The 25,564-nt window shown below is 49.0% G+C and carries 23 protein-coding genes; 5 read left to right on the top strand and 18 right to left on the bottom strand.

What is annotated here, in order from left to right:
• The first annotated feature begins 25 nt into the window (after positions 1 to 25).
• Together R3B84_00855 and R3B84_00850 are read left to right on the top strand one after the other, a co-directional pair.
• A complete protein-coding gene (locus R3B84_00855) occupies positions 26 to 2,128 on the top strand; it encodes an FAD-dependent oxidoreductase (GenBank protein ID MEZ6139095.1) in 2,103 nt (700 codons plus the stop codon).
• A gap of 63 nt (positions 2,129 to 2,191) precedes the next feature.
• Complete coding sequence (locus R3B84_00850; GenBank protein MEZ6139094.1) at positions 2,192 to 2,749, top strand: hypothetical protein; 558 nt, start codon at positions 2,192 to 2,194, stop codon at positions 2,747 to 2,749.
• 1,181 nt (positions 2,750 to 3,930) lie between these two features.
• On the opposite strand, the gene R3B84_00845 is transcribed toward R3B84_00850, so the two are convergent.
• The 4 genes from R3B84_00845 to R3B84_00830 all read right to left on the bottom strand — a co-directional run bounded on the left by R3B84_00845 (position 3,931) and on the right by R3B84_00830 (position 6,384).
• Positions 3,931 to 4,281, bottom strand: a complete 351-nt coding sequence (locus tag R3B84_00845; protein MEZ6139093.1) for a hypothetical protein — start codon at positions 4,279 to 4,281, stop codon at positions 3,931 to 3,933.
• A gap of 225 nt (positions 4,282 to 4,506) precedes the next feature.
• Positions 4,507 to 5,112: a flavin reductase family protein gene (locus tag R3B84_00840; GenBank protein MEZ6139092.1), complete on the bottom strand. Its 606-nt coding sequence runs from the start codon at positions 5,110 to 5,112 to the stop codon at positions 4,507 to 4,509.
• Positions 5,113 to 5,224: 112 nt separating this feature from the next.
• A complete protein-coding gene (locus R3B84_00835; GenBank protein ID MEZ6139091.1) occupies positions 5,225 to 5,842 on the bottom strand; it encodes a hypothetical protein in 618 nt (205 codons plus the stop codon).
• A gap of 80 nt (positions 5,843 to 5,922) precedes the next feature.
• Positions 5,923 to 6,384 (bottom strand): TIGR03067 domain-containing protein, encoded by a 462-nt coding sequence (locus tag R3B84_00830; protein ID MEZ6139090.1) that lies wholly within the window; start codon positions 6,382 to 6,384, stop codon positions 5,923 to 5,925.
• 82 nt (positions 6,385 to 6,466) lie between these two features.
• Here R3B84_00830 and R3B84_00825 point away from each other — a divergent pair, with 82 nt between their 5' ends.
• Positions 6,467 to 7,033 carry a hypothetical protein gene (locus tag R3B84_00825; GenBank protein MEZ6139089.1) on the top strand — a complete coding sequence of 189 codons (567 nt, stop codon included), beginning with the start codon at positions 6,467 to 6,469 and terminating at the stop codon, positions 7,031 to 7,033.
• Between the two features lie 250 nt (positions 7,034 to 7,283).
• Here the strand turns inward: R3B84_00825 and R3B84_00820 are convergent, their stop codons facing one another.
• From R3B84_00820 to R3B84_00805, 4 genes are all read right to left on the bottom strand, one after another.
• Positions 7,284 to 8,414 (bottom strand): heparan-alpha-glucosaminide N-acetyltransferase domain-containing protein, encoded by a 1,131-nt coding sequence (locus tag R3B84_00820; GenBank protein ID MEZ6139088.1) that lies wholly within the window; start codon positions 8,412 to 8,414, stop codon positions 7,284 to 7,286.
• 52 nt (positions 8,415 to 8,466) lie between these two features.
• Positions 8,467 to 9,297 carry a hypothetical protein gene (locus tag R3B84_00815; GenBank protein MEZ6139087.1) on the bottom strand — a complete coding sequence of 277 codons (831 nt, stop codon included), beginning with the start codon at positions 9,295 to 9,297 and terminating at the stop codon, positions 8,467 to 8,469.
• Positions 9,281 to 10,708 (bottom strand): FAD-dependent oxidoreductase, encoded by a 1,428-nt coding sequence (locus tag R3B84_00810; protein ID MEZ6139086.1) that lies wholly within the window; start codon positions 10,706 to 10,708, stop codon positions 9,281 to 9,283. Before R3B84_00810 ends, R3B84_00815 begins: the two co-directional genes overlap by 17 nt.
• Before the next feature lie 266 nt (positions 10,709 to 10,974).
• Positions 10,975 to 11,676 carry an RluA family pseudouridine synthase gene (locus tag R3B84_00805; protein MEZ6139085.1) on the bottom strand — a complete coding sequence of 234 codons (702 nt, stop codon included), beginning with the start codon at positions 11,674 to 11,676 and terminating at the stop codon, positions 10,975 to 10,977.
• Positions 11,677 to 11,797: 121 nt separating this feature from the next.
• On the opposite strand from R3B84_00805, the gene R3B84_00800 reads away from it, so the two are divergent.
• Positions 11,798 to 13,138 carry a DUF1501 domain-containing protein gene (locus R3B84_00800; protein MEZ6139084.1) on the top strand — a complete coding sequence of 447 codons (1,341 nt, stop codon included), beginning with the start codon at positions 11,798 to 11,800 and terminating at the stop codon, positions 13,136 to 13,138.
• A 21-nt stretch (positions 13,139 to 13,159) separates the two neighbouring features.
• Here R3B84_00800 and R3B84_00795 read toward each other — a convergent pair whose 3' ends face one another.
• From R3B84_00795 to R3B84_00775, 5 genes are all read right to left on the bottom strand, one after another.
• A complete protein-coding gene (locus tag R3B84_00795; protein ID MEZ6139083.1) occupies positions 13,160 to 13,768 on the bottom strand; it encodes a hypothetical protein in 609 nt (202 codons plus the stop codon).
• A 99-nt stretch (positions 13,769 to 13,867) separates the two neighbouring features.
• Positions 13,868 to 15,325, bottom strand: coding sequence for a DUF1501 domain-containing protein (locus tag R3B84_00790; protein MEZ6139082.1), 1,458 nt, complete (start codon positions 15,323 to 15,325; stop codon positions 13,868 to 13,870).
• Entirely contained in the window at positions 15,322 to 18,093 is a 2,772-nt protein-coding gene (locus tag R3B84_00785; protein MEZ6139081.1) for a PSD1 and planctomycete cytochrome C domain-containing protein, read from the bottom strand. Before R3B84_00785 ends, R3B84_00790 begins: the two co-directional genes overlap by 4 nt.
• Before the next feature lie 154 nt (positions 18,094 to 18,247).
• Positions 18,248 to 18,718: an IS630 family transposase gene (locus R3B84_00780; GenBank protein MEZ6139080.1), complete on the bottom strand. Its 471-nt coding sequence runs from the start codon at positions 18,716 to 18,718 to the stop codon at positions 18,248 to 18,250.
• Positions 18,715 to 18,993, bottom strand: coding sequence for a winged helix-turn-helix domain-containing protein (locus R3B84_00775; protein MEZ6139079.1), 279 nt, complete (start codon positions 18,991 to 18,993; stop codon positions 18,715 to 18,717). Before R3B84_00775 ends, R3B84_00780 begins: the two co-directional genes overlap by 4 nt.
• On the opposite strand from R3B84_00775, the gene R3B84_00770 reads away from it, so the two are divergent.
• On the top strand, positions 18,970 to 19,119 hold the full coding sequence (locus R3B84_00770) for a hypothetical protein (protein ID MEZ6139078.1): 150 nt from the start codon (positions 18,970 to 18,972) through the stop codon (positions 19,117 to 19,119). The two genes, R3B84_00775 and R3B84_00770, sit on opposite strands and share 24 nt — an antisense overlap.
• A gap of 366 nt (positions 19,120 to 19,485) precedes the next feature.
• Here the strand turns inward: R3B84_00770 and R3B84_00765 are convergent, their stop codons facing one another.
• The 5 genes from R3B84_00765 to R3B84_00745 form a co-directional block, all read right to left on the bottom strand.
• Positions 19,486 to 20,772, bottom strand: coding sequence for a hypothetical protein (locus tag R3B84_00765; protein MEZ6139077.1), 1,287 nt, complete (start codon positions 20,770 to 20,772; stop codon positions 19,486 to 19,488).
• A gap of 283 nt (positions 20,773 to 21,055) precedes the next feature.
• Complete coding sequence (locus R3B84_00760; GenBank protein MEZ6139076.1) at positions 21,056 to 21,433, bottom strand: hypothetical protein; 378 nt, start codon at positions 21,431 to 21,433, stop codon at positions 21,056 to 21,058.
• Positions 21,434 to 21,493: 60 nt separating this feature from the next.
• The gene (locus R3B84_00755) at positions 21,494 to 23,191 is read right to left on the bottom strand and encodes a lipopolysaccharide kinase InaA family protein (GenBank protein MEZ6139075.1); all 1,698 of its coding nucleotides are present in this window, start codon (positions 23,189 to 23,191) and stop codon (positions 21,494 to 21,496) included.
• Between the two features lie 99 nt (positions 23,192 to 23,290).
• A complete protein-coding gene (locus R3B84_00750; protein ID MEZ6139074.1) occupies positions 23,291 to 24,595 on the bottom strand; it encodes a hypothetical protein in 1,305 nt (434 codons plus the stop codon).
• A complete protein-coding gene (locus tag R3B84_00745) occupies positions 24,592 to 25,554 on the bottom strand; it encodes a hypothetical protein (protein ID MEZ6139073.1) in 963 nt (320 codons plus the stop codon). Before R3B84_00745 ends, R3B84_00750 begins: the two co-directional genes overlap by 4 nt.
• Between the last annotated feature and the right edge of the window lie 10 nt (positions 25,555 to 25,564).

Here is a 25,564-nt window from a genome sequence, read left to right as displayed (position 1 = left end):
ACCACATTCCAATATTGCAAAAATTATGAATTCTCTCTCCCATTTGATTCCTGGATTCCTTCTGCTTGTTTGCTTGTCCCAAAGTGCGATGGGCAAAGACGAAGATGCGAACAAACAGCCCCCACTTGTCATTCAGGCCGATGTGATTGTCTATGGATCAACACCTGGGGGTTTCTGTGCGGCGATTGCTGCCGCACGTGAAGGTGCGAAGGTGGTGCTGTTGGAACCCACTTCCCATATCGGTGCGATGAGCACTGGCGGCCTGAGCCACTGCGATTCCAACCAGATGGTGCGTAGCACCGTGATGGGGTTGTTTCACGAATGGCACACCAGAATTGTGAAGGACTATACTGATCGTGGACTGCCCGCACCCTATCAGCCGGAGGTGAAAAATCAGGCGAAGTGGACGTTCGAGCCCCACGTGGCGTTGCGTGTTACCCAGCAAATGCTGAAAGAAGCGGGTGTGACCGTATTGACGGAGCAATATCTGAAAGACGTCAAAAAAGAGGGTTCTCGCATCACGGAGCTGAACACAACAAAAGGCCGATTTGTTGCAAAAGCTTATGTTGATGGCACTTACGAAGGCGACCTGATGGCAGCGGCGGGTGTTGATTGGGTGATTGGTCGGGAAGGCCGCAAGGAATTCAGTGAATCACTTGCAGGGAAGCAGTACCCCAAGCAGAAAATGACCATTTCCGGTGTCGATGCGTTGGGAAAACCACTCCCACTGATTACGACAATGGATGCAGGCGACGAAGAAGCTGGGGACAACAACATCATGACCTACAGCTTTCGGCTGTGCCTGACAAGCGAACCGAATAATCGGGTGCCAATGCCCAAACCTGCTAATTACGACCCCACCCGCTTTGAAGTGGTGCGGCGGGCCTTCAAAGCAGGTGTCAAACAGATTGGCTACGATCTCTACCCACTGCCGGGCAGGAAGGTGGATGGCAACAACTCCATCGGTGGGCAATTTTCGATCGGGCTGATCGGAGGCGGGGTCGATTGGCACCGTGCCAGCCAGGAAGATCGCCAGAAGATTTGGGAGGCACACAAGCAGTATACATTAGAATTTCATCATTTTCTCATCACTGATCCCGCCGTGCCGAAGAATATTCAAGCAAAGTTTGCTAATCTGGGTCTCTGTAAGGACGAATTTGCTGATTTCGATCACTTTTCGCCCGCACTCTACGTGCGTGAATCCCGACGGATGCGTGGAATGCATGTGATCAGTCAGAAAGATATTCTGGAATCTCCAAAGAAAGACGATCCGATTGCGATTTCGTCTTTCCCGATCGATTCCCACGATTGCCAGCGGATTGCCCTGAAAGATGGCGGGGTAATCAACGAAGGCACCATTTTCCCCGTGCGGCAAAAAAATACCGCCCACGGTTATGCCTACCATGTGCCGTATCGTGCCATTCTGCCGAAACAACAGCAGTGCGAAAATCTACTGGTGCCCGTTGCGTTATCCTGCACCCACGTGGGGATTTCTTCGTTACGAATTGAAGGCACCTGGATGATCATCGGCCAGAGTGCAGGTATTGCCGCAGCACAGGCAGCCAAACAGAATCTGCCCGTGCAAAAACTGGATTACGCGAAACTGCGGGAACGGATTCTGGCACAGAAACAGGTGCTGGACCTGCCCACGGTGGTGGAGCAACTCCCACCGCAAACAGGGATTTCTCCGAAGTCATTACCGGGCATCATTCTTGATGATTCCATGGCCAGTTTGACTGGAAACTGGACACGATCCACCACGTTTCAACCACACATTGGTTTGGACTACCTGTTTACGGGTGAGGCTGATTCCGATGCGATCGGGGATGGGAAAACCACCGCGAGATTACGATTTACGGCACCAAAGGCAGGGAATTATCAGCTATTGATGGCCTATTCTGCCCATCCGAGCCGTGCAAAAAATGTCCCACTGGCGGTGACGAATGGGACCTACAGTAAAAAGTTTGTCATCGATCAGACCAAACCACTCCCACGGGGGGCATATTTTGCCCCACTCGGCACGATCACACTGACCGCAGATGCGGAAACAATAATTACGATCAGCAATCAAGATACTTCAGGATTTGTGATTCTCGATGCACTGCAATTGGTGCCTGAAACAAAGTAATTGTTCAATAGTGTCCATCTGCAATATCGCCAACTAAGAACAAGTTGTAACAGGAGTTTCTCTGTGATCTGCAAACAGAATCCACACCTGATCATTGAAAAGATGCGCATCGCATCTGAGTTAGAGGCAAAGTTTGAGGAACAGGAGTGGTTGCGACGGTACTCTTACGACCCAGATTGGTCAAATGATGTCAAGTTTGCAAAATTTGATAATGGTAGCGGTGATTTTGTTGTGGTGCTGGTCGCAAGTCGATGGTCCTGCGTGATTGGATTCGATCACGAATCACCGGTATCTCCTCACGCCCAGGATCCATATGGGTACTGGCCTGGTCTCTTTAATGGGTTGCCTGAAATTATGAAGGAATACGTCTTTGATAAAAGCATTGATGTTGAAGACGGCGTAACCTTTGCTCATTGGTGGCTTGATGGTTCATGGTCAAGAGGACCAGTAGTTTTTCCAGGTGGTGAAAGTGATGGATCCGAATGGCTGGTTGATATGATAGAGTTTGATGCAAATTATTTCATTCAGTTCGCGGAGTCCTACTGGGGAAGAAAATTGTCTGAAGATAATAAGTCATGGTTTTTAGAAAAGTATCACTCATTACCACACAATGCAATGTAGCGGACTATTGCATCACAGAAGATCTTATGCCCCGTGGGGGCACTTTTTCAGAAATGAAGGAAACTTGAAAAATCAGTCTTCAGCGGTGAACGTACATAGTTCCAGGAGAAGTCCCTTTGGGAAACAGATCAAAGTAGCCATCGGCGATGGCCTTCTCAGACGTTCCGCACCACGAATCTAACCATGCCAGCACCGATGGGTTGGATTCCTGCACTCGCCATTCCCATGTGTTAAAGTACCATACTGGTGAGTCGTCTTGTCCGTAGCACCGGATGAACTCGAATTGGTTCCCAAGTCGTCCTGCGATTAGCAGGGCGTCATTTGGAACTCGAATTCTCGTGATGGACTGCTGCCATCCTCGGCCTTGGATTCGGCCCACATATTTTGCTGCTCATCGGTCATCACCAGAACATTGTCGTAGAAGACAGCCATGTGATCACATTTGAACAGTCGACCGGAATCGTGACCCATTAACCGAAGGTATAGTTTGTAAGTATCTGGCAACTCAAAACCATATCTGGATTCTAATGCCGTAACCTCTTTTTAAGAGCACCCGATTAGTTGCTCAGGAAATGCAACTTTTGAACTTTCCATGCGATGTATAAGTGCCCTGAAACGATCGAAGTCCATCGTACGTACTCCAACTAAAGTATGGTTAACATACTCTTCAAACTGGGTTCAGTAAGGAATTACCCGGCATCTTTGCCACTCAAACAGTTCGATAAGGCGAATGAATAAGCCATACGGAACGTCTCCCAGAATGCGATGAAGATAGGGGTTGACCATCTGGATTCCAGGTCTCGAACATTCAACAAAACTTCATCGCTGGTTGTGCGAATCTCAGCAGCAATTCTCTCTATTCCTACAGCAATTTCCTTTGACCGGTCGTGACGTACCACACAGTGAACTGGGGCTGTCCTGCGACCCGATGCCACGCAAATCCAACCAGTTTTCCGTCTGGACTGACTCCCACACGCCAGACATACCAATACTCATCCCCCGTCGTGGGCCGGAAAATAGTTATTTCCTTGCTGGTAGCGGAGTCCCACATCCTCACCACTGGGTAGAATTCCTTGTGTTATCGGAACTCATACTCGCCTCCAGCGACGATCTGTTTTCCGTTCGGACTGGACGCCACGCTGTGAACACCTGGAAACAAATGCCCAATCTCTCCTACCGTGCTAATTGATCGTAAATCCGTTCAGTAAAAGAACTTGTGCGAAGGTTTCCGCTTCTTGTTTGCAGGCGTGGGAGTCGATTCCTGCCGCACCGATGGCGGTATACCAGTACCGATAGCGGTCACGTGGGGGTAAATCGTCCGGATTCAGCCCCAGTTCGCGAACAGATTCTTTATCCCAGCGGATATTCTTCAGCAGTTCTGCCAGTTGTCGCCAGGTCACCCCACTGGAAAGTAGTGTGCCATCGGCCCGCATGATCTTGCGGCCCACGCAAATATGCAACAACGCCCGAAAATAACCCAGATGCAGGTGGCGTGATCGGATCGTTTCTAAAAATTCTGCGAGTCCTTCCATGGCACACCTAATCGATTCACTATGTATTCCATCTTACCCAGTATACCTGCATTGCCCTTGCATTCTTAAGTAACTTTTTTGAAAATGCCTCCCACTAATCTGTGGTGCTATCGGTGCGACCATCGCACTTTGCCCTGCAATATTGTATTATTGCACTATGATAATATTATGATTATTTTATGTAAAATACGTGTTATATATTGACTTGGCTACATAACTGAAATGTTACGGACGTTTCATTTCGAAAAGATCGGTCGTTTTCGACCAATATTCACCACCCATACGACCTACAAGTTGCATCAGGTGGGGCTCGGGTCGACCATTCACATCCAGCACTTCATCTGCCACGTGAATCATCAACACCTCGCCAATCACCAGATTAGCAGCAATGGGGCCGGTGCCACACGGAATGATCTGTTGCAGGCGACATTCCATACTGGCCACGGCAGACGCCAGACGAGGCACCCGCACTTTATGGCTGGGGATGGTGTGTAACTCGGTAATCGTTAATTCGCTCTCATTTTCTGGTAATTCGGTGGAAGACAGATTCACTTTGTCTGCCAGGGGCAATGTGGCAGCGTGGATGACAAACTCCTCATATTCTTCAATGTTCTTTAGAGTGTCTTTCTTTGTCCCATCCCGCCGTAAAGTGGGAGAAAATACAACAATAGGTGGGTTCGCACCGAACACGTTAAAGAAACTGAACGGTGCCAGATTGACAATACCCGTCGGTGATAACGTTGTTACCCAGGCGATTGGTCGCGGGGCGACAATCCCCACCAATGTATGGTAGACATCCAGAACTTCCGATTTTTCGATATCGATATGCATCGCCAGGCCCCTTGTTTTCAGGTAGTATCGTGCCTTCTGAATTCTTCCAGGCACTCGCGTTTATTTTATTCCGAAATCCAGGACACAAAAAAGAATGGGATGTTCCACGAGACTACCGTTGCATTCGACGCAACAGTCCCACAATCGTGTTCGAACCGGCAATCAAGATGAAGGAAAAAATTACCCCGAAAAGAGATGCGGCGAATGTGGGAGTGAAGTAATCTATGGCACCTTCAATGCGATAAACCACATAGCTGAAAAAGGTGCTAACCATCGTAAAGGAACTCCAGAAAAACAGGAGAAATCCCAGTGTTCGAATCAAAATAACTTCGAGGTTCGCCAGACGGTTGTCATCCTGGTCTTTGTCGGTACTTATTTGCGATGCGGGAATTTCCTGCTGATTTGCGGAATCTGGCGCTTCCTTACTTGCAGGTAGTACGGAAATATCTGGTATGCTGACGACTTTGGCTGGAGGTTCTTGCTCTTCCTGGAAGATGAAAGTACTCGTAATCTGATAGGGGAAAATGAAAAACAATAAACCGAAAATTCCCTTGATGCTTAAAGGCAAAAGAAACCACCAGATGGGAGATTCGTTTTCCCCAGTGTTGTATGCGAGGTAATTCTGGCAAGAATCTGGCAATTCTGCAACGGCTAGCACCAGCAGAAGTAAACCAGCAACTTTGATGGTCAGGGCGATCAGATCTCTGGTGTTCAGGACAATTTGTTTCATTTCCGGGCCTTTTAAAGTAAATTGATAACTTGGTTCTTTATTAACAATGCCGCTTAATAATTACACCATTTGAGGGCGTTTCACTTCGGTTTTTTCGATTCTTCTTTTCCTGTTTGTTCTCTTTTCAGAATCAGATAGAACGCACCCTTTTTCGTTTCAAATTCGGTGGGGCGTTCCCTCCTGCCGACGCACCACTTCAGCGTGTCACCTTCCAGCACAAAAATACCTTGCCAGGTATTATTTTTCCGTTGGGAGTGGGTGGCATCCATCACATGCACTGGCTTGCTCAGATCCAGCGTGTAGGTTCCACTTCCCTGATCGATCATTTTTTCGCCATCCAATTGCACACCTGCAATTTGATCTTTGGTAATGGTGAGTTTTATTTTGACCGGTCCCTGATCTGGTTTTTCACCTTTGCCCTCTATGGCATAGCCCACCCACACGCCAGTAAGTGCGTTGCGTGTTGGCACATCGTCTGCTGCCAGCACGGCGGGTAATTCACTCAAGAATCCAATAAATGAGAAAATGATGAGAAATCGCATTTAAACCACCCCGCCTCCAATCCAAACAGATGTGTGAATCGTCTTTCATCGTGGATAATTGTATTCAGGTGGGGGCTTGAAATTGAAAAACTTGATTTTTTCGACATTTGTTGCGTTATTGGGAACCAGCGTGGCTTCTGCTGCCGACTGGGTTGGCAAAGTGACAGCACCCGACTTTTTCCCCAAGATCATTTCGGTCCACGTGGTACAGGCAGGAACACCCGGACCCCACGAACCAAAATACAAAGAAATTGCTATAGCCGAAGCACCCGATTTTTCCCTGAAGCTGGACACAACGAAAAAATACGATGTGTGGTGCACCGTGCCTGGCGTTCCCGTGCGGATACGCACCAATTGGCAACCAAAGGGCGATGATGAAGAAATTGCCATCGATAAAACCTGTGGGGTGATAGTTTTTTATGGCGATAACCAGATTCGCCCCAAATGGGTTACTGTCACTCCGGAAAACGACCGTGGGCCAGACGAAAAGGGCCATCGTGTTGTCCAGAAGGTGGCATCGTACCGCACCGCAATGCTGGTACCTGCAGGTGATTATGCACTGTGGGTAACTGGCACGTTGAATGCCCGCAGCCAGCGTGTGGTGGAACGGGTACGTGTGCTGCCAGGCAAAATCAGCCGTATTGATTAAAGTGTGCGAATTCATTTTCAATAAATACATCAGCACATTAATGAAAAATTAATGAGTCTCGTTCAGCCACATCCATGGGGTGATTGCAATCTCGGAAAAATTCACAAAAAAGTATATTTTTTTGCCATAAATGCTTGTCATGAAATAACTTACGTTGATTCAATTCTCGAAGATATTGGCTTCTGAAGAACAAAATTGCAATTCTTGAATTTGGGAAGACTATATATATTAAGTGGATAAAAGTTCATGCTCAGTCGTTTCGAGCGCGTTCACTACTTTTCTTATGGGGCTGTTCATCGCATAACCAACGCATGCACGCCTCCACACCAATGCTGCGTTTGTCGCCAAGTGCCCGCAGTAAGAAATAAGTGAATACAAGGAAAACAACCGCCAGACATAATGAAACGCGTAATGGCAGCGCTTTCGACCAGTAATAGGTGGTTTCCAGTCCTTTGATTTCTGCATAAATCCACATAGGCCAGACATGTACCAGGTGGTGAAACACATAAATCGTAAAAGAATACTGGCTGAACCGTTTTGGAACTACCAGCCAGGGATGTCCGCTTCGGCTGGGATGTCGATCGATCAGATAGTGCATGCTGCTTAACAGGATCAGGTTGGCTCCAAGCATCCCCAGCAGATAAACAGTTGTGGGAGGATACATCGTCCATTTGCCAAAAATTGCCACAGATTGCACCGTAGGATACCAGTGATTCAGGGCATTGATTGATTGTGAAACCAAAAGGAAACACCCACCAGTACTTAGCAACTTCCAGAGTGCAACTGGTTTGGTAGTTCGTGAGAATCCACCCGGAAAAAGCAGATTCGCAGTAATGAAACCCCCAATGGGCAGCACCAACCAGGGGAACAAGGGGAAATAACCAGCGACAAAAAAGCCAATCCAAGTATCGGAAAAAGTCATCGCTGGGTCGTAATATCGGTTCTGCCAATACTGGTCGTATCCAACAATCATTCTAAGAAACGGGCTGAGAGTTAACATCATCAGGATGATCGAAAATGAAACGATGAGAGGCTGGTGCCGAAGCAGGTTGAGCAGGACCAACCCCACACCAATCAGGGTTAGGACATCCCAGTTGAATGTATCGGAAGGCAACCATACCAGGACATTAAAGGCGATGCCCACACTAAAAACAAACAGCCCGCGACGGACGGAAACTTTGGTGATTTCACTCTCTGGTAGGCCGCGCTCTTCCAGGCCCGTCGCCCACAGGTGGTAACTGACACCCGTTAAGAATGCAAACAATGGTGCACCCAGGCCGGCAAAAAAAGCATAATAACCAGAAAGATTTTCGCCAAAATGCACAAACACCATCACAAAGATGGCAACCATTCGCAGAATATCGATCGATGGGTAACGCATGGGGTTTCAGTTGGTGAATTGTGCCTTTATCTGGAAAATACCGTTGATTCCGTTACTTCGTCAGTACTTCCATTAAGCCCAGCATCAGTTGTGCAACCAGCAGGATAATAATGATACATTCCAGAATATTGCCAGTACGTGTGTGGGCATAATCGCTCGCACGCTGGCCCGCTTGTTCGTAGATCGATTCGAATACTTCCAACTGATCGCACAGAAATTCGTGGCGGTGCATCTGCCTCAGGCGATCCCGCAGGCGTTCACTCAGTTGGCTTGCCAGCGTCGGCGGATAGAAATGCGGTGCATAAATATAGGGCCCAATGCGGGCAAGCTTAGCACTTAAAAGCATGGTCTCCAGAAACCGCTTGCGCAGTGTTTCTTTTTTGCGCATGGTTTTGGCACCAAATTCAAATGCAAGTGCGGCATCTGCTTCCAAATCGGGCCAGGCGGTCTGAAGCTGGTTTTCCAACTGCCGCAGTTCAGTTTCATACGCGGTAAACTCCAGCAACGTGGCACGAATTGCTGGCAAACGCTCCGCGCTGGCCATGATTGCAATCCGCGTGGGCGACCAGATCAGTTGAACCCCTTGAAAGGTCATCGGCTGTGCAACCATGTCGGATGAATGCACATCAGCCACCCATTGATTCATCATTTGAAAATAATGGCTTGCCTGGTCACTATTGCTCAGTGTGTCAAACGGAATGGCAAGCACACGCACTTCACCAAGGGCATTTTGGGGCAACGTTGCCTGTTCTTCCAGCACCGTGCCAAATGGGGAATCACCTTTGCCCACCTGCAAATGGTTTGTATGCGGGGGCACCAGGCCAATTCTCGATACGGTGCTATCTTTGGGAAACTGAAGCAAAGCATTATTCTCGGAAGGCATACGTGCGTGTTTCCTTTCTTGGCTTGGTGGTCGGTGTCGTTTGTTTTGGTTGTTGTGGTGCTGGCTGAAGCAGTTCTGCAGCTATCCAGCCAGCCACATAGTATGCAGAATCGACCACACCGTTGATGGTGGAATCGTAAAGATAATCGCCCACCAGAAACAGGTTGGGGTGCTGTTCGGGTTCTGGCTGGTGCTTGCGATCCTGGCACACAGGCGTTTTTCCACCAGGCATGGCATTCACCGCACCCAGCCAGCGATGAATGCGAACTTCCAACTTCTTCAAGTTGTTTGCCCACGGAAATTGATTTAGTGACTGCATTGCCAGGGAAGTAAGCTCTTCGTCTGTCCGTTCACTGTGCGTTTCTGCAGCATCTCCACCCAGCAGCCAGCCCAGAATCCCATAGGAACAACTGGCATCGCGGGATGATTCATCGTAGAGACAGCAACCAGAAAACTGATCCAGCATCCAATATGATTCGGAACAATAATCCCGCCATGCAGGGCGATCAAACAGAATGGTAATTCGTAAATAGTGGGCAGGGTGATGGTAATGGGCTATGTGGCGAGTCATCGCATCCGCTAAAATACGTTCACCATATTTCAGCCCACCCAGATAATTGTGGGGCAATGCCACCACCACATAGTCAAATTCATCGAATTGTTCATTCTGATTAGAACTGCTTTGCACACGGATTTTGCCTTGAGAACGCGAGATCTCCTGCACGCGGGTATCCATACGAAATGTTGCAGACAGGCGCCGCACCAATTCCTGGGGTAATTGTTCATTGCCACCGACGATACCATAAAGCTGCATGTAGGCGGGGTCGTTCATCAGGTAATTCTGGAGACCGTATTCCGTACTTGTTTTGGTGGGCTCGGTTGCCAGATCGCTGTGAATCAAAGTAGTGACAAACTGTTGAGCCACTGAAAGCGGCATTTGTCCTACGATTGATTGCAAATCCCCACCGGAAGGTGGGATGCAGCCTTCCGGATCGTCTGCGTTGTAAAACTCCAGAGGTGTAATCAAGTCACGTGCTGTGCGATCGAAGTTGCGAACTGCCTGAACAGCACTAATTCCGTAGACAGTTTGCAAGTCGTCTAGATTCGCCAGCAATTTCCCCTGCAAGACCACACCAGGTCCACCCATCGGGCAGGTGCTGAGGCCTAATTCATCGATCAATTCCTTCAGCGGATCATCATCAAATTGGGAGTAGTCGTAAAACTCTGCGGCACCCGCTTCGTAGCGGATTGGCACCACATCAAAGTGTGGCGTCAGAATTTTCCCACCCAGACGGTGGCTGGCTTCAAAAATCGTAATATTGCACGGGATGCTGGACATTTTCTGCAGATAGTAGGCTGTAATCAGCCCGCCTGGACCGCCACCGATAATGCCAATCGACGCACCTGACATAACAATTCCGTTATGGTCATTATCAGCGACCATGAAAACAGAGATGAGGATACCTTAATAAAAATCACGCATCGAAACGCAAACGATCAGCGTGCGTCCCACGTTGGAAAGTGGAAACGAAACAAAGATAAGTGATGAGAATTATACCACATAAATGAAAATCTCTTAATTTTCAGTCGGCTTTCAGACAGGGATACATTTGTAATACTGCCTTCCGGCAGGAATTTTGACGCAAAATTGAAAGAATTCTGAGAAATTTCGATGAATCACCCCACCATCAGGTGGGCAAATCGGCCTTTCCAATTCTGGGGAATCTCTGCAGTAACCGTAATCGTTTCTGCGGTAATCGGGTGCAGAAAGGTCAGCGAGCGAGCATGCAAAGCAATTGCCCCACCCAGATTGTGGGTGCCACCGTATTTCGCATCCGCATACACGGGCAACCCACGCGACGCCAGTTGCACCCGCATCTGGTGCCTGCGACCTGTCTGTGGCAGCAGTTCCAGCAGTGCCAGTTGTTCGTAAGTTCTTTTCAAGTAGTAGTTTGTGGCGGCATGCTGTGCTTCGGGGTGCGATTTCCCCACCACATGAACCACGCCGGTGTGGGGGTCTTTGGCTAGATAGTCTTCCAAGAAACCGGCATCGGCGAAATTACTGGCCCGATCAAATCGTTCGACCACTGCCCAGTACACTTTTTCCACTGTGCGATCCAGAAACTGCTTGCTGAGCCGGCTAGCGGCCTTACTGGTGCGTGCAAACAGCAGCACACCCGTGACTGGCTTGTCAATGCGGTGCACCAATCCCATGAAAACATTGCCAGGCTTATGGTACTTTTCTTTGATGTATTCTTTCACCACATCCAGCATGGTATCCTGTGTTTCCGCATGGGCTGTGGGCCAACCCGCAGGCTTGTTGATCACCAGCAGGTGATTGTCTTCATAAAGTACGTCCAAAAGTTCAGAAAAAGACACCAGAATCTCTTTTTTGCTTGCATCATCGTTTGAATTAGGGTAATTATATGGTGAGTGTTTATGTAACCACGCGATGAAAATTTTCTCATTTTCGTCCAAGTAACACGACAGGTGACCTACCATGCTTACCATTTTTGGCGAACCGACACGATATTGCGACGGTTTACCCCGTCGTTCCTTTTTGAAAATTGGTGCTTTGAGCTTCGGTGCAATGAATCTGACGCTGGCCGATGTGCTGCGTGCCGAAGAGAAGACCTCAAAGAGTTCTCATAAAGCTGTCATTAATATTTTTCTGGGTGGCGGCCCCCCACACCAGGACATGTGGGATATCAAGACGGACGCACCTGCGGAAATCCGTGGTGAGTTCAAACCAATTCACACCCGCGTCCCTGGTATTCAGATCGGCGAATGTTTCCCACGGATTGCGGGAATGGCCGACAAGTTTGCCTTCATCCGCTCTGTAGTGGGTGCCCGCGGTGGCCACGATGCCATCCAGTGCATGACGGGTCGCGATCCCAACGCTTTCCGGGCACAAGGTGGCTGGCCGAGCATGGGGGCATTGCTTTCCAAGATGTACGGTCCGGTGGATCCTTCGGTCCCACCGTTCGTGGGCCTGGCAAAACGCACCCAGCACATGCCATGGTCGGATTGCGGTTCCCCTGGCTTCCTGGGCACACCCCACGCCGCCTTTAAGCCGGATGGCGAGGGCATGGATAACATGAAGCTGAGCGTCACCAACTCTGAACAGTTGAAGGACCGCAAAGCCCTGTTGGCACAATTTGACAACATTCGTCGCGAGCTGGATACCGGAAATCGCCTGACAGGTGTGGATTCTGCCACCCAGAAAGCACTCGGTGTGTTGACATCCAGCAAACTGCTGGATGCACTGGATGTTTCTCAGGAACCTGAGAAAGTGCGGGCACGCTACGGCGATGGTAAACCGTACCAGTTTCAGTTCGATGGTGCCCCCACCTGTAATGACCAGTTGCTGATGGCCCGCCGTCTGGTGGAAGCAGGGGCACGCTGCGTGACCTTGAGCTTCGGTCGATGGGACAGCCACGGCAAAAACTTCGATCTGGTTCGCGACCACGGTGGCAAACTGGATCAGTGCTTGACGGCTCTGGTGGAAGACCTGGAAGTGCGTGGCATGCTGGATGATGTGACGGTCATCGCCTGGGGCGAATTTGGACGCACCCCACGGATCAATAAGGGTGCAGGTCGCGACCACTGGCCTCAAGTAAGCTGTGCGATCATGGCAGGTGGTTCGCTGAAAACCGGACAAGTGATTGGCAGCACCAATCGCCTCGGTGAGCACGCAGCCACGCGACCAGTCAAATTTGGCGAAATCTACGCCACGCTGTGGCAATCGATGGGAATAGATGCTGAAACCACCACCTTCCTGGATCATACCGGACGCCCCACCCACCTGGTGGATTCACCTGTAATTCACGAACTGGTGTAAGTTTCAACCTTTCAGGCTAAATCAGCAGATTAGTCGAGTCTTTGTTTCAAGAATTGCAGCCCGCACTTCTTGATCTTTTTCAGATGCTTCAAGTACATCGAGCGCTGGTAAAATCAGTGCGGCTTGTTCCGGATAATTCTCCAAAGCAATAACCAGAGCACGCCGGAAGCCAGCATCACTCGACTTCAGATAGGGAAGCAGGTGAGGCAATCCCTCTGAAACTGCTTTTCTTACAGATAACGTGACCTGCCGCTCCAATTCGAGTTCCTCTTCAAGGGTTTTCCCTTGTTCAGCCAGTATTCCACGCCATACCGTTTCGCCGTATTCACCCAGGGCATGTACTTCCAGATAACCCACACCATCAGCAATACTGGTCAGGATTTCTGCAAGGTCCGTCTTGCAGGAAATCTCTGGTGATATCAGCAACTCATACAGAAATGGAACAGCGGCAGCTGTGGCAGAATACACCGTTCCCTGATGCCAGATATTCCCATGGAGTGTACTTATTGTTTCTCTGAAGCTGTCTGGATCGGCAGAAATCAATGAACGGAGTTGTGCGGGCACATCGGTCGCTTCGCCATAAGCATGGGAGAGTTTGCCCCAGTCGATTCTGTCCAGTCCTTCAAGCATTTTGGATTTCCTAAAGTCACAATCAAGAATGCAACATTATTTTTTCGCATTTCGTGTGGGAATATTGGGTAGCTGCACGACTAACCAAGAATCACTGGTTTAAGCCAGCATTTCGCGAATGATGTGGCCTTCGACGTTGGTCAGTCGGCGTTGGATGCCGTTGTGGTCGACGGTCAGCTTTTCGTGATCCAGCCCCAGCAGGTGCAGAATGGTGGCGTTAAAATCGTAATAAGGTCGAATGTCGTGTACGGCTTTTCGGCCTAATTCATCGGTAATGCCGTGACTGACACCGGGTTTCACACCGGCACCAGTCATCCAGCAGGTAAATCCATCCGGATTGTGGTCGCGGCCCTTGGCACCTTTTTGAAACATTGGCATCCGGCCAAATTCAGTGCACCACACTACCAGCGTATTTTTCAGCAGGCCACGCTGCTTCAAGTCCTTGATCAGTGCAGCAACCGGCTGGTCCAGAATTTCCGCGTGTTTATCGTACTGTGGTTTTAGTTTGCTGTGGCCATCCCAGTTCAATTCCCCGCCACTGGCGTAGGCACCGTTAAAAACCTGGACAAAACGGACACCCTTTTCAATCAGCCGACGAGCCAGAATACAGTTGCGGGCAAAAGCTGCTTTGTTGGGATTCGCCGATTGATCCGCACCATACGCTTTTAAGGTGGTTTGCGTTTCGGTGCTGAAATCGTTCAGTTCCGGCACACTTAACTGCATCCGTGCGGCCAGTTCATAGCTGGCAATCCGGGCATTCAACTGTAAATCGTGGGGGTGTTGCTGCTGATGATGGCGGTTTAACTGATCGAGTAGCCTGCGGGCAGCCAGATCATCACCCGGCGATACTTCCGGTGGGACCGCAAGGTGGCGAATTGGCTCTTTACTGCTGAACGGTGTGCCTTGGAATTCTGCCCGTAAAAAGCCTGCCCCCCAGTTATTGGTGCCTGCCTGCGGCACCCCACGTGGGTCGGGAATGGCCACATAGGCGGGGAGATTCTGGTTTTCGCTGCCCAGGGCATAGCTGGCCCACGACCCCACACTGGGAAAGCCATCCTGCACAAATCCTGTTGAAACGAAGTTTTCCGCGGGACCGTGGGTATTAGATTTGCTGGTGAGCGAGTGCACAAAGGCAATATCATCCGTAAGCTCTGCCAGGTGGGGGATCATATCGGACACCCACTTGCCGGTTTGCCCACGCTGGCGAAACGTGTACTGTGGGCGGGCCAGGTCGCCTGCAGGTCCTTGAAAGGTCACTGCGGGGCCATCTTTCAATGGCTTGCCGTCCTGCTTGATCAATTCTGGTTTGTAGTCCCAGGTTTCCAACTGGCTGACGGCACCCGCACAGAAAATCATCAGCACCTGGGTGGCTTTTGGTTCAAAGTGCGGCTTTCGGGGTGCGTATGGCCTGGAAGGATCAATACGTACTTCAGCACTGCGGGCATCTTTATTCAACAGATCCAGTGCCGCCATCGCTGCCAGAGCGGTGGCACCGTTTTGCAGGAAATCGCGTCGGTGGGGCTGTGCCAGCCCACGTAACAGTTCAAATCGGTTCATGGGATCAGCAAAAACTCGTTGGAATTATAAAGTACCCGACAGAGCACCGCCAGGCCATGCTGTTGGACAATTGGCGTTACCAGAGCACGCTCGGTGGTATCCGGTTTTCGTCCCAGTGCCAACTGGTAAGCGGTAGTAATCTGCAGATTCAGATCATCCCCCACCTGTTGGATCACTTTTTCAGCAAATGCCTTCGATTCATCGATCGTAAACTGGCTGTTAAACAGGCTTAACGCCTGCAGTGGGGTGGTCGATTCCCGCCGTTGGGAGGTGCTCTGGCCAAAATCGGGGCAATCAAACGCACCGAAAACAGCATCCCGCTCTCGACGCACGCGGTGGGCATAAATCATCCGTTTGCGGCCACGATAATCAAACGATTCGATGGGTTTGAAACCAGTCAGTCCCCCACGTCGATCAAACAGGTTGTACCCGGAACCACCCATCTCCTGATTGAAGCGTCCATTGACCGCCAGCATCGCATCGCGGATTACTTCCGCATCGAGCCGACGGGTGGGATAACGCCACAATAAGCGACAATCGGCATCCCGTGCCAGATATTCCGGCAGAATCCGTCCCGATTGCTGGTAGGTAGCCGATAGCACCATGAGGCGGTGCATCGCTTTGATTGACCAACCCGATTCAATAAACTCTGCTGCCAGCCACTCGAGCAGTTCCGGGTGGGAGGGTGCGGTGCCGGAAATACCGAAATCACTGGAACTTGCGACAATTCCAATCCCAAAATGACCCTGCCATAGTCGGTTTACCAGCACACGGGCAGTTAATGGATTGGAATTGGAGCCGATCCAATCCGCCAGATAGGTGCGTCGGGTGCTTTCCGCAGCATCAAGCGCCAGTGGCTTCCCACCCAGAATTGCAGGTGGGGCCGGGGGAACCTGTTCTTTTGGCTGTTCAGGATCCCCTCGGTGCAGGAAACGGATATCATCCGGTTTGCGAAACTGTCCTGCAAAAACCAGTTGAGGCTTAACTGCCTGCAGTGATTGTTCGAGGGTTTTCCGCTCGGCATCCAGGTTTTTCACCAGAATACGTTCAAACAGATGCCACTGACCTGCCGTGGGAGTTGGTTTTGGCTGCACTTTCGGCTTCCGATCGGTGCTGTCGCACAACAGGTGCCATTTCCCCTGTTCATCGCGATATTCAAAGCGGTATGTGGTCGCCAGGCGATCCTGAAACTCACCCAGGCGATCGCGGCCCCAATGGATGCGGTGAATTGTTTCCGGCTGGGGAAATTCACAGGTAACTTCCCCACGCCCTACCTGGTGCGACATCCAACTGCTGGAATTGCCGTAGGTGCCATCATTAATGAATTTTAATGAGTGCCGGTTGGGCGATTCCTTCGATCCGGTGGCAGTTACCTTCCCGCCGGAAGATGTAAGAGCCGCGTTTTTACCTGAAATATTAAAGATTTCTAATTCATCGACGCACGGCTCGAGGCGATTGGCTTTTTCGATGACCATCCGTACTGCTGTGGTGGTGACAGGTGCAAACCGCTCCACATTCAGCATCGGATTAATCTGAGATCGCCCACCGGTGCCAAAAGCTGGTTCCAGCATCGCACGTTGAATCAGTATATTGTGCAGTTGCTGTTCCAGTTCTTTTCGCGTGGTGGTGCTGCCTTTGGCATCTGCTGGTGGGATCTCGCGATCTTCATACTCAACACCCGCAAAAAAGGCCTGCATTGAGTAATATTCTTTCTGGCTGATCGGATCAAATTTGTGATCGTGACAGCGGGCACAGCCAATACTAAGCCCCAGGAATGACTGACTGGCATTAATGACAATTTCATCCAGAGCATCCTGTCGGGCCAGACGAATTGATGGGGCATCTTTACCAATCTGGCCCGGAAGCAGCACCGATGAAGTTACCAGAAAACCAGTCGCTGCGTGGGCACCAGTCTGGTCGCCCGCAAGCTGATCCTTCACAAACTGGGGGTAAGAAATATCCGCATTCAGTGCCTTAATCACATAATCTCGATATGGCCAGGCGTTCGGGCGTTCTGTGTTCACCTCATAGCCGTGCGTATCTGCATAACGCACCACGTCAAGCCAGTGCTGGGCCCACCGTTCCCCATAACGTGGGGAAGCCAGCAACCTCTCAACTAACTGCTCATAGGCATCAGGTGCAGGGTTGCTGTTGAAGGCTTCCACCTCTTCAACGGTCGGTGGCAAACCAATCAGGTCGAAATAGACCCTCCGGATTAAATCTGTCCTGCTCGCAGGTGGTGCGGGCTGCATTTCAGCCTGCCGCAACTTTGTGAGAATAAATTCATCAATTGGATTATTGCCCCACATGCCATCACTGGCGGGGATTACTGGTTTGCGCAGTGGTTGAAAAGACCAATGCTTGGTGGGGTCGGCCAGCACCGTATCGTCCGCACCATCGGGCCATTTGGCACCTTCATCGACCCAACGTGCCAACAATGCAATCGTTTCTTTGGGCAAGCGGTTGCCATCTGGTGGCATCTGGACGTCTTCATCGGCGGAGCGGATCACCTGAATCAGCGGACTGTCCGCACTTTTTCCTGGAACGATGGTGGGTTGATGAAGTTCCCCACCTTTCAGTGCGAGGGCTTTCACATCCAGTCGAAATCCCGAACGTTGTTTCTTTGGTCCATGACAACTGTAGCAGTGCTTGCGAAAGATCGGCTGAATGTCGCGTTGAAAGTCGATCGGTGGTTGTTCCTTGCCCCACGTGGGCTCTGCCAGAGAAAGAGTTACAACGCACGCTACTGTCAACGACCAAAAATTCATGAAGATTTCTTCCCAATTTGCGTTCGGAGGGTATCAGTATGATAACCGATACCCCATGATATCTCAAGAAATTTGGCTGAAATACGTAATTCAATGCGAATATGGTTAATGATGAAGGACAATTTAACTGGATCGTTATATAACTGAACCAAAATCAGATTGAAAATCGGAGTTTTTCCGCTTGAGGATCGACTTCAAATCTTGGCCACAGTCTTTTAATTATTTCATCCGGAGTTTCATTCAATGTATCGATGAATCCTTTGCAAGCGTCGAACAAGTCACGCAAGGTTGCAAAACAACAATGTTGCGTGACCTCTTCACGCATCCATTTCCATAACCCTTCAATGGGATTGAAATCGGGACTATAACTGGGCAAAACTACTATTTCGATGTCCAACTCGCTGGCTTTGGTTCGAACGAACTTCGCCTTGTGCCAAGGTGCTCCATCCCAAATTACCACAACACGTCGACCTTGTCTTTCTACCCAATCGTTCACTCGGTGCAAAAATTCAGCCGTGTTTTCCTTGTTGCATTTGCCTTCGTTCCAGATCAAACATGCACCAGCACTGAAATTGTAAGCACCATACCAGTTGATGCGATCGGACAGCGGAGGGCAATCACTCACTCGCCAAGCCGATTCTCCTTGCGCCACCAAGTATAGCCCAAGTCCATATCACGATGAAAATGGGATTCATCAATATAAATGATCACGATATCGCCGCGACACATTTGCTGGTACATATCCGCGAACTGTTTCAGGTATTCGGCCCGCTTTTCAGGGTCCCCTTTGCCGAACAGTTTCTTGCATTTCTTCCAGCTCAATCCCGCTAATTGCAGGATCCGCCGCACGGTATTCCGAGATACATACCGCTGGAATTGACAACCGATCCAGTTGCACAACTTCCTGATCGTCCATCCGTGGCCTGGCAATTGGTGATCTACCGGATCGCTTTTCAGAACGGCATCAACGATCTGCTCTATCTGCGACTGGACAAAAGGGGGACACGGCCGCCAGTACGCCGATAAATCAAGGCGTCAGGTCCATGGTTGTTATATTTATGAACCCAGTTCAACAACACATCGTCGCAACGTCCAATTTCTGCGGCATAAGCAGTTGCGTTAGTGTGACCAAGAGCAATTTGGTACAAAGCCATAAACCGCTCCCGAGTACGAGGATGCTCGGATTCCAGAGCCAGGCGACGCAAATCATCGGTGGTTTGATTCCATTTAGTAGTGTTCGGTCGGATCATCCTTGATCTCCAAAGGTTGGTCGACTTGCCTAGGTTGAACATTCTGACCAGCTTAACATAACTCACCAAATCTGTAAACACCGATTTTCAATCTGATTTTGGTTTAGAATATATTAAATTGTAAGTGCTTATCTCTTATTAGTTAGCGAACAATTGCAAATGCCGGTCGACTGGCACTGCGCGTGCCATTTTCTTGCACGCCGACAGCATAGAGGCACCGCAAGCCAGGCGACAAACGAATATTACCCAATTCCAGTGAGGTGGGATTAGCTATGCCAAGCAGCTGGTTGCCGTCGTAAATTTCCACCTTCTGAAAGGCACTGCTGGTTTGCACCCGAAAGGTGTGCGACTCTTTGACATTCAAATAGCCATTATATCCAAGGCCACAGATCGGCCCGCCCCACTTGCCATCCCTTTTCGAATATTCCACCGTAGGTGCGGTCAGTTTCAATTGCGGCTGGGCGGAATGATACGTCCGCCACATGCAGGCAGCATATTCATCTGGAAACCACACGGGATATTTGAACTTTGCCGTTTTGGGATCGGTGGCGGGTAAAATCGGGTTCCATTCGCTGACAGGATCAAAATCGCCCAGCCAGCCATCGGTTCGATTGATCGGTTTCATCACCACCTGTTCCCCAGGTGGGGGCACTTCTTTTGGCAGTCTCAATTGAATGCAGCGATCGAGATAGGCCATGAAAAAGTTGAATTTGGAATAGATTCCATGTTCGAAACCGTATGTATTTGCCCGACAACTCAGATCTTCGAGTGGCGTATCGTTTGTCTTGTAAGTCCGTTGCTTCGCTTTCAGTTCCGCTTTGGAAATTTCCCACGCGAACGCAAATGGCACCTTTTTGGTAAAATCCGGAACCTGTCTTAATCGGTTGGGAAATGAATCGCTCCATGCCAGGACACGCTCAGGTGCTTTCTGAAACAGGTCATTACCAAGAACAGATCCGTTTTGACCCAGCCAGCCCACAATGGGAACGGTAGCCAATTCGGGATGTTTCGTAGTTTTTGCTGCATGCTCCAAATAACGCAATATCAGGCCCATGTCCTGCATGGGATGGCCTAATTTGTAACGCCCATTGCGTTTATCATTGACCCCCAGATCGTATTCAAATGGGTATGGCACAGTTACCAGAGCAAAGTTCCACAGCTGAGCCAGTTCCCGTGGGTCCCCACTGTGAAAGACGTAACAAATGAAAACTCCACGAACTGGCTGATTACCGTTGGGAAGGTATAGTTGCACATGATCGGTTGTTTTGCGAATTTCGTCCCACGGTGGGGTATCAACCAGCATTTTTACAGGCACCCAGCCAGGTGGGAAGTTTTCAGCAGCCTGTAATTTCGCTTGTTGCAGTAACGAAATGGCGCACCACAAGCAAGTAAGAAACAGGATGTGCAACTGAGATTTTGTGATTTTCATCTGGTAGTTTCGCAAAAAAACATTTCACATCTAGGCAATTTCATTGAACAATTAGGCACCGTTCGACGACTTTAGCAATTCTCACCTTCATCTAATGAATACTGCGGGATTGCAATACGATACATGCCCACATGGTAACTGATCCACGCCAATTTGCCAAGAATTTCAGAGAAAAAACCAGAATTCGGTGGTGCATGGGCGACTGATTTTTCAACGATATCGCTGTTTGATAGTTGCTGGAGGTTTATAAGTGCTTTTGCCAGATGTACTGATGGGAAATTATTCAACGTAACAGCCGGGTAAGCCGTCCCGTACTGATCCACTGCTGTCGAGAGAAATCGAAGTTACCTCCATTCCGGACTTTGCACACAAGCACCGATTCGGGGACACCAACGATACATTCATCCTGGTCATCAAAAAATAGATCCACACTAAGTGACCCACACAACGGGCCTTTTCCTTCCAGCGAGGGTGCGATGACCAATTCGTCAAAAATGATGCCCCAACCAGCAAGCTGAACCTTCGTTTCTGCTTCTCGTTCAGGGTCGCGGAAGGTCAGGATGATGATGTAATGGCCAACTGCATGAAAGGCGCTTGACAACTTAGCAAAGAATTCTGGATGTTCCGTGATCGTGCCATCAATGTCTATTGCGATCTTCATCTGCTTTTATGGAATATCCTACAGTGATATATTGTGTTAGTTTCTAGCTAATCTCATTTGTTAATGAATACTGCGCCCACGGGCGGTGTTCTGGTCGATTTTTCGCTTGGTTTCCTGTTGAATCAACGTCCATGCCCGCTTCCAGTGGGATTGCTCCCGCGTGCGGTTGAGGTAAATTCTTAAAATTCGTAACCGATCTGAATTTCTCAGCCTGTTAAGCGACATCAGACTCACATTCAGGCGGGCCAATTCCTGACAGCGGGTGCGAAAAGGTAACCGATGTACCCGGCGTACAGCCACCAGATCAATCAAGTAGAGCCGCAACGCACCTTGCTGGTGAGACAGCAGAATGTTGGGGCCTTTCAAATCACCATGACTGAGACCTGTGGCATGAAACAAACCAATGTGCTGAGCCAGTTGGTCGAGTACGTTCGCAAATTCCCTGTTGGTCAGTGGCACCAGTGCCTGGGGCAGTTCCTGGGCATCAGGAATCTTCAGTGTCAGCAGGTAGCCTTCCCACTTGCCGAACCAGGCGGTGCGGTGCAGCACCAGCAACGGTTGTGCTGTGGGCAAGCCACGTGCTAACAAATGATGGGCATACAGCCACGATCTGAGTGCATTGGAACGCACCAGTCGATTGGTCCAGGGTGTCCACCATTTCTTAATGTTGAATCGCTTCCAGATTGCCAGGTGGGTCTGGCCCTGATAACGAATCGAAACTTCTCCCACAGTGGAGGTGCGAGAGTTTTTCATTAGTTTACTCTCATTTTTGAACGGTGCCTCCGGATTTTCCAGCAGTGTGGCCAGGCTGGCGGAATCCAACTCCACATCCACATACCCTTGCAGCGGGGGCTGCTTGACAACATGAAAACTGCGATTGGTGCGGAAACATCGTTTTGCCCGCGAATCCCACAAGTCCTGTATGCTGACCCAGGTGCGTTGTTCAATGACTTGCGGACTGATCGTATCCACTGCGGCAATTTTCTGGTAGGCCAGCCAGAACTGGCGTCGCACCGAAAACGTGGTTTTCTGCAAAAACCAGCGATTCAGGTGCAGCAGATTCGTTTCAATTTCTGTGGGGGATAATTCCCGCCCGAACTGCAGATTGTGCAGATCGACCAGAAAAAACTGCAAATTGCCATCAGCATCTGCCCGCACCAACAAATTCCCTGGATGCGGATCGGGGTGCAGCACATGTTGGTGGTGTAATTGTCCCACGAACTGGCCAAACTGCCTGGCAAAATGGTGCTGCTGTTGGGCAGTCCACGTTTGAGAAAGCAGAAACTCTTCGAATGTGCGAACTTCCGGTACTTCCTGAGTGATCAAAATGCTGGTGCCAGGTAAAAACCCGTAAGAACGCCCCCACGCCACAACGGTGGGTACAGGAATGCCAAAATGATTCATCGCCAGTGAGGTTTCGAACTCTAATTTGGCTTTTGGCCCACGTGCCAGGTCGCGTAACCACGATCTGGCCCCATTGTGGCGGCAAACTTTAACGTACACCACCATTTCTGGCAACACCACCCGATAAACGGTGCGGGATTCATTCGCCTTCACTACTTGAGTAGCAGGAAGTTGCAACCATTGTTCCAGATCGATCTGAAAATTATCTGAATACTGCGGAGAACGATGCCACTGCCAGCGATCAGCCATCTTGGTAAGTAATCTCCCTTGTGAAGACCAGAAATCGAACAATCCTTCGCCGAAAACGATCTCCCTGACCAGAACTGGCAAGTGGGCATTATAACGATGTTTCAAAAGCTTTCTACACCTTGAACAGCTCGTTTTTTTGTGTTGACAGCAGGGTAATAAAAACATCGCCATCATCGATTAGACGATCAAACGATGATGCAGAAATCAGCACTTGTGGTCCTGATTTAACGAAAGTGCGTTTAAATGTTGTACATTCAATTGATATCCCAGCAATTGTTCCAGTGCAATCCGAGCTGGTTCGATTTGCTTCAATTCAAAAAATCCAATTACATCTGACCGATGTTCAGTTGAATCAGAATCCGCTATTGATTGGCAAATTTTCTCCTCAAAAATGATTTCACCACCCCCATTATCCAGTTGGCGAACCTGGACCCTGTCTAGTGCTGTTTTTCCGAAAGAAATGATACGTCCACCCATACCTACTTTTACAATAACTGCTCTTTGATTCGTAATCAAGTAAGCGGTTCGACGGGCTGCATAACACCCAGCACCGATCGCAAGGATTGTGAACCCACCCAGCACAGGCAACAATAACCCGAATAACCAGGGTATTCCTTGCACCCAACGCTTAAAACTTCCTTCGGGTATGATGGAAGTTACGATACTTGCAACGAAATAAGTTACTCCGGTGCAGACAAAAACAATCAGAAACAAGCACCCACTTGGAAAAGCTGTTCTGAGAGCCATTCTGTGTGCGGTAGGTATTCCCACCCAGAGAACCTTTTCATCTGAATTCATCTCCACATTCAATTGTTCTTTCAAAGGACGTGCTAGGTGATCAGCTTCAGGTATAGCAAGTTCAATCGTATGGTTTCGAATTCGATGAACTGGCTTCTCGTGTGGAAGTTCTCGTCCGAGAAATTGCTCGATAATTTCACTGGCGATCTTCACATTATTCAGAAATTCAAATCGTATATTTCCATAATCATTCAATCGCCTTTTCCGATGAATCAGCCTTGGTTCTAAACGGATTTCGCCAGAGCCGTCTGTCCAGGAATGGACAGACCCAAATTCGATTTCTGACCATTGAAAGGATTGCACTCTGCTGATAAATGTTGCACAGTACTCCAGAGCACGTTGATCTGTAATCGCGTAGATTGTCCGCATAGCACGATGATATATGATGTAGTACCTGCTGAATATCGATATTGCTGAGACTACATAAGCTGTCCACGCAATCCACCAAATCCATTTACTTGCTGGTACATTTGGATTGACGAATTCCCACAGGAGACCTGCCGAGAGAAATCCAGAACCAACAAATAGTGGAAATATATTTTTGATTATTAGTCCAGGCAAAGCTCGCCTGGCCATTCGCCTCTCATTGGGCTGAGCAAACCAAAGCAAACGCTCGTTTTCATTAAGATGATGTTTTAATCGATTGCGCATCCGTTCAGGCAATCGATTCCACAGCAATTCAATGGAATCAGATTCGCCAACGCCGCTCATTTGACTCCCCACTTGCCATGACTGTACGAAATTGGTGGAGAAAATCCTCCAAGTAAAATAACTTGTTGGGGATTGGAGGGATCATAAACTGCCAGATCAGATGGATCAGATTGTCCTGTCTGAAGGCGAAACCTGAAATCAATATAGAGCATTGATTCTTTTATTTCTTCAGACACTGCGTATATAAAGCGGCAGCAAACGATTGTTGGGATTCCCATTTGACCTATCGAAACATGCCCTTCGGAAAACTGTTTCACCTTAGTTATCCAACGCTGACCCACCCAGACACTGACTAAATAGATTAAGAGAAATGCGCATGCGCCTCCTGTCCAGATGATTTTTTCTGAAATCGGTTGTTTACCATTAAACCAGATGAGAAAAACAAATACTGCAAAGAAGAGTACTATAAAAGCACCAAACGCCATTAATACACAGCCAAATACAGGCATAAGTACCGTTAGCGGGTTTGATTGCCCATTTCGGGCAATAGGTATTGTTTTTTCCCAGAATTCTCTCGCCTTAACATATCCTGTATCAAAATCAAGCCATTGTCCGGAAACATTTTTAACTCCCATTGGTTCATGGCTTGTAGAATTCGTTATTCCTTGATCCTGAATTGCGAAGATGATGGCAGGTGTCATGACACCATTTTTCAATATTTGTACGCGTTTTCGCAATTGAGCCAAGGGTACAAGGACCATTCCGAGACCAATCAGTAGATGAATAAATGGAAAAAATTGCCACGGACTTTCGAATCGATTCCCAGCGGCCAATTGTGGAATAATAAAGACTACGGAACTGAACAGAATGAAGACACAGCCAATAACAATCATCACTGGGTGTTGTAACATCCTCAATTGAACGGATAATGGTACTTTTCGAGGATTTAATAATTCTGACTCTAAAAGATTAGTATTCTTTAGTTTATTGATCGCGTCGAGGTAAAAATTACTGGACATAATAGTCATC

The organism is Zavarzinella sp. (genome assembly GCA_041399155.1).
GTDB lineage: Bacteria > Planctomycetota > Planctomycetia > Gemmatales > Gemmataceae > JAWKTI01.
The sequence above is the reverse complement of the archived record's forward strand: the minus strand, read 5'-3'. Positions and strand labels throughout refer to the sequence as shown.

What these genes read in the sequence shown, in the direction of transcription:
- R3B84_00855 (MEZ6139095.1), top strand. Translation starts at nt 26, where the DNA reads ATGAATTCTCTCTCCCATTTGATTCCTGGATTCCTTCTGCTTGTTTGC.
- R3B84_00845 (MEZ6139093.1), bottom strand. Translation starts at nt 4,281, where the DNA reads ATGGAAGGACTCGCAGAATTTTTAGAAACGATCCGATCACGCCACCTG.
- R3B84_00840 (MEZ6139092.1), bottom strand. Translation starts at nt 5,112, where the DNA reads ATGCATATCGATATCGAAAAATCGGAAGTTCTGGATGTCTACCATACA.
- R3B84_00835 (MEZ6139091.1), bottom strand. Translation starts at nt 5,842, where the DNA reads ATGAAACAAATTGTCCTGAACACCAGAGATCTGATCGCCCTGACCATC.
- R3B84_00830 (MEZ6139090.1), bottom strand. Translation starts at nt 6,384, where the DNA reads ATGCGATTTCTCATCATTTTCTCATTTATTGGATTCTTGAGTGAATTA.
- R3B84_00820 (MEZ6139088.1), bottom strand. Translation starts at nt 8,414, where the DNA reads ATGCGTTACCCATCGATCGATATTCTGCGAATGGTTGCCATCTTTGTG.
- R3B84_00815 (MEZ6139087.1), bottom strand. Translation starts at nt 9,297, where the DNA reads ATGCCTTCCGAGAATAATGCTTTGCTTCAGTTTCCCAAAGATAGCACC.
- R3B84_00810 (MEZ6139086.1), bottom strand. Translation starts at nt 10,708, where the DNA reads ATGTCAGGTGCGTCGATTGGCATTATCGGTGGCGGTCCAGGCGGGCTG.
- R3B84_00800 (MEZ6139084.1), top strand. Translation starts at nt 11,798, where the DNA reads ATGCTTACCATTTTTGGCGAACCGACACGATATTGCGACGGTTTACCC.
- R3B84_00795 (MEZ6139083.1), bottom strand. Translation starts at nt 13,768, where the DNA reads ATGCTTGAAGGACTGGACAGAATCGACTGGGGCAAACTCTCCCATGCT.
- R3B84_00790 (MEZ6139082.1), bottom strand. Translation starts at nt 15,325, where the DNA reads ATGAACCGATTTGAACTGTTACGTGGGCTGGCACAGCCCCACCGACGC.
- R3B84_00785 (MEZ6139081.1), bottom strand. Translation starts at nt 18,093, where the DNA reads ATGAATTTTTGGTCGTTGACAGTAGCGTGCGTTGTAACTCTTTCTCTG.
- R3B84_00765 (MEZ6139077.1), bottom strand. Translation starts at nt 20,772, where the DNA reads ATGAAAATCACAAAATCTCAGTTGCACATCCTGTTTCTTACTTGCTTG.
- R3B84_00760 (MEZ6139076.1), bottom strand. Translation starts at nt 21,433, where the DNA reads ATGAAGATCGCAATAGACATTGATGGCACGATCACGGAACATCCAGAA.
- R3B84_00750 (MEZ6139074.1), bottom strand. Translation starts at nt 24,595, where the DNA reads ATGAGCGGCGTTGGCGAATCTGATTCCATTGAATTGCTGTGGAATCGA.
- R3B84_00745 (MEZ6139073.1), bottom strand. Translation starts at nt 25,554, where the DNA reads ATGTCCAGTAATTTTTACCTCGACGCGATCAATAAACTAAAGAATACT.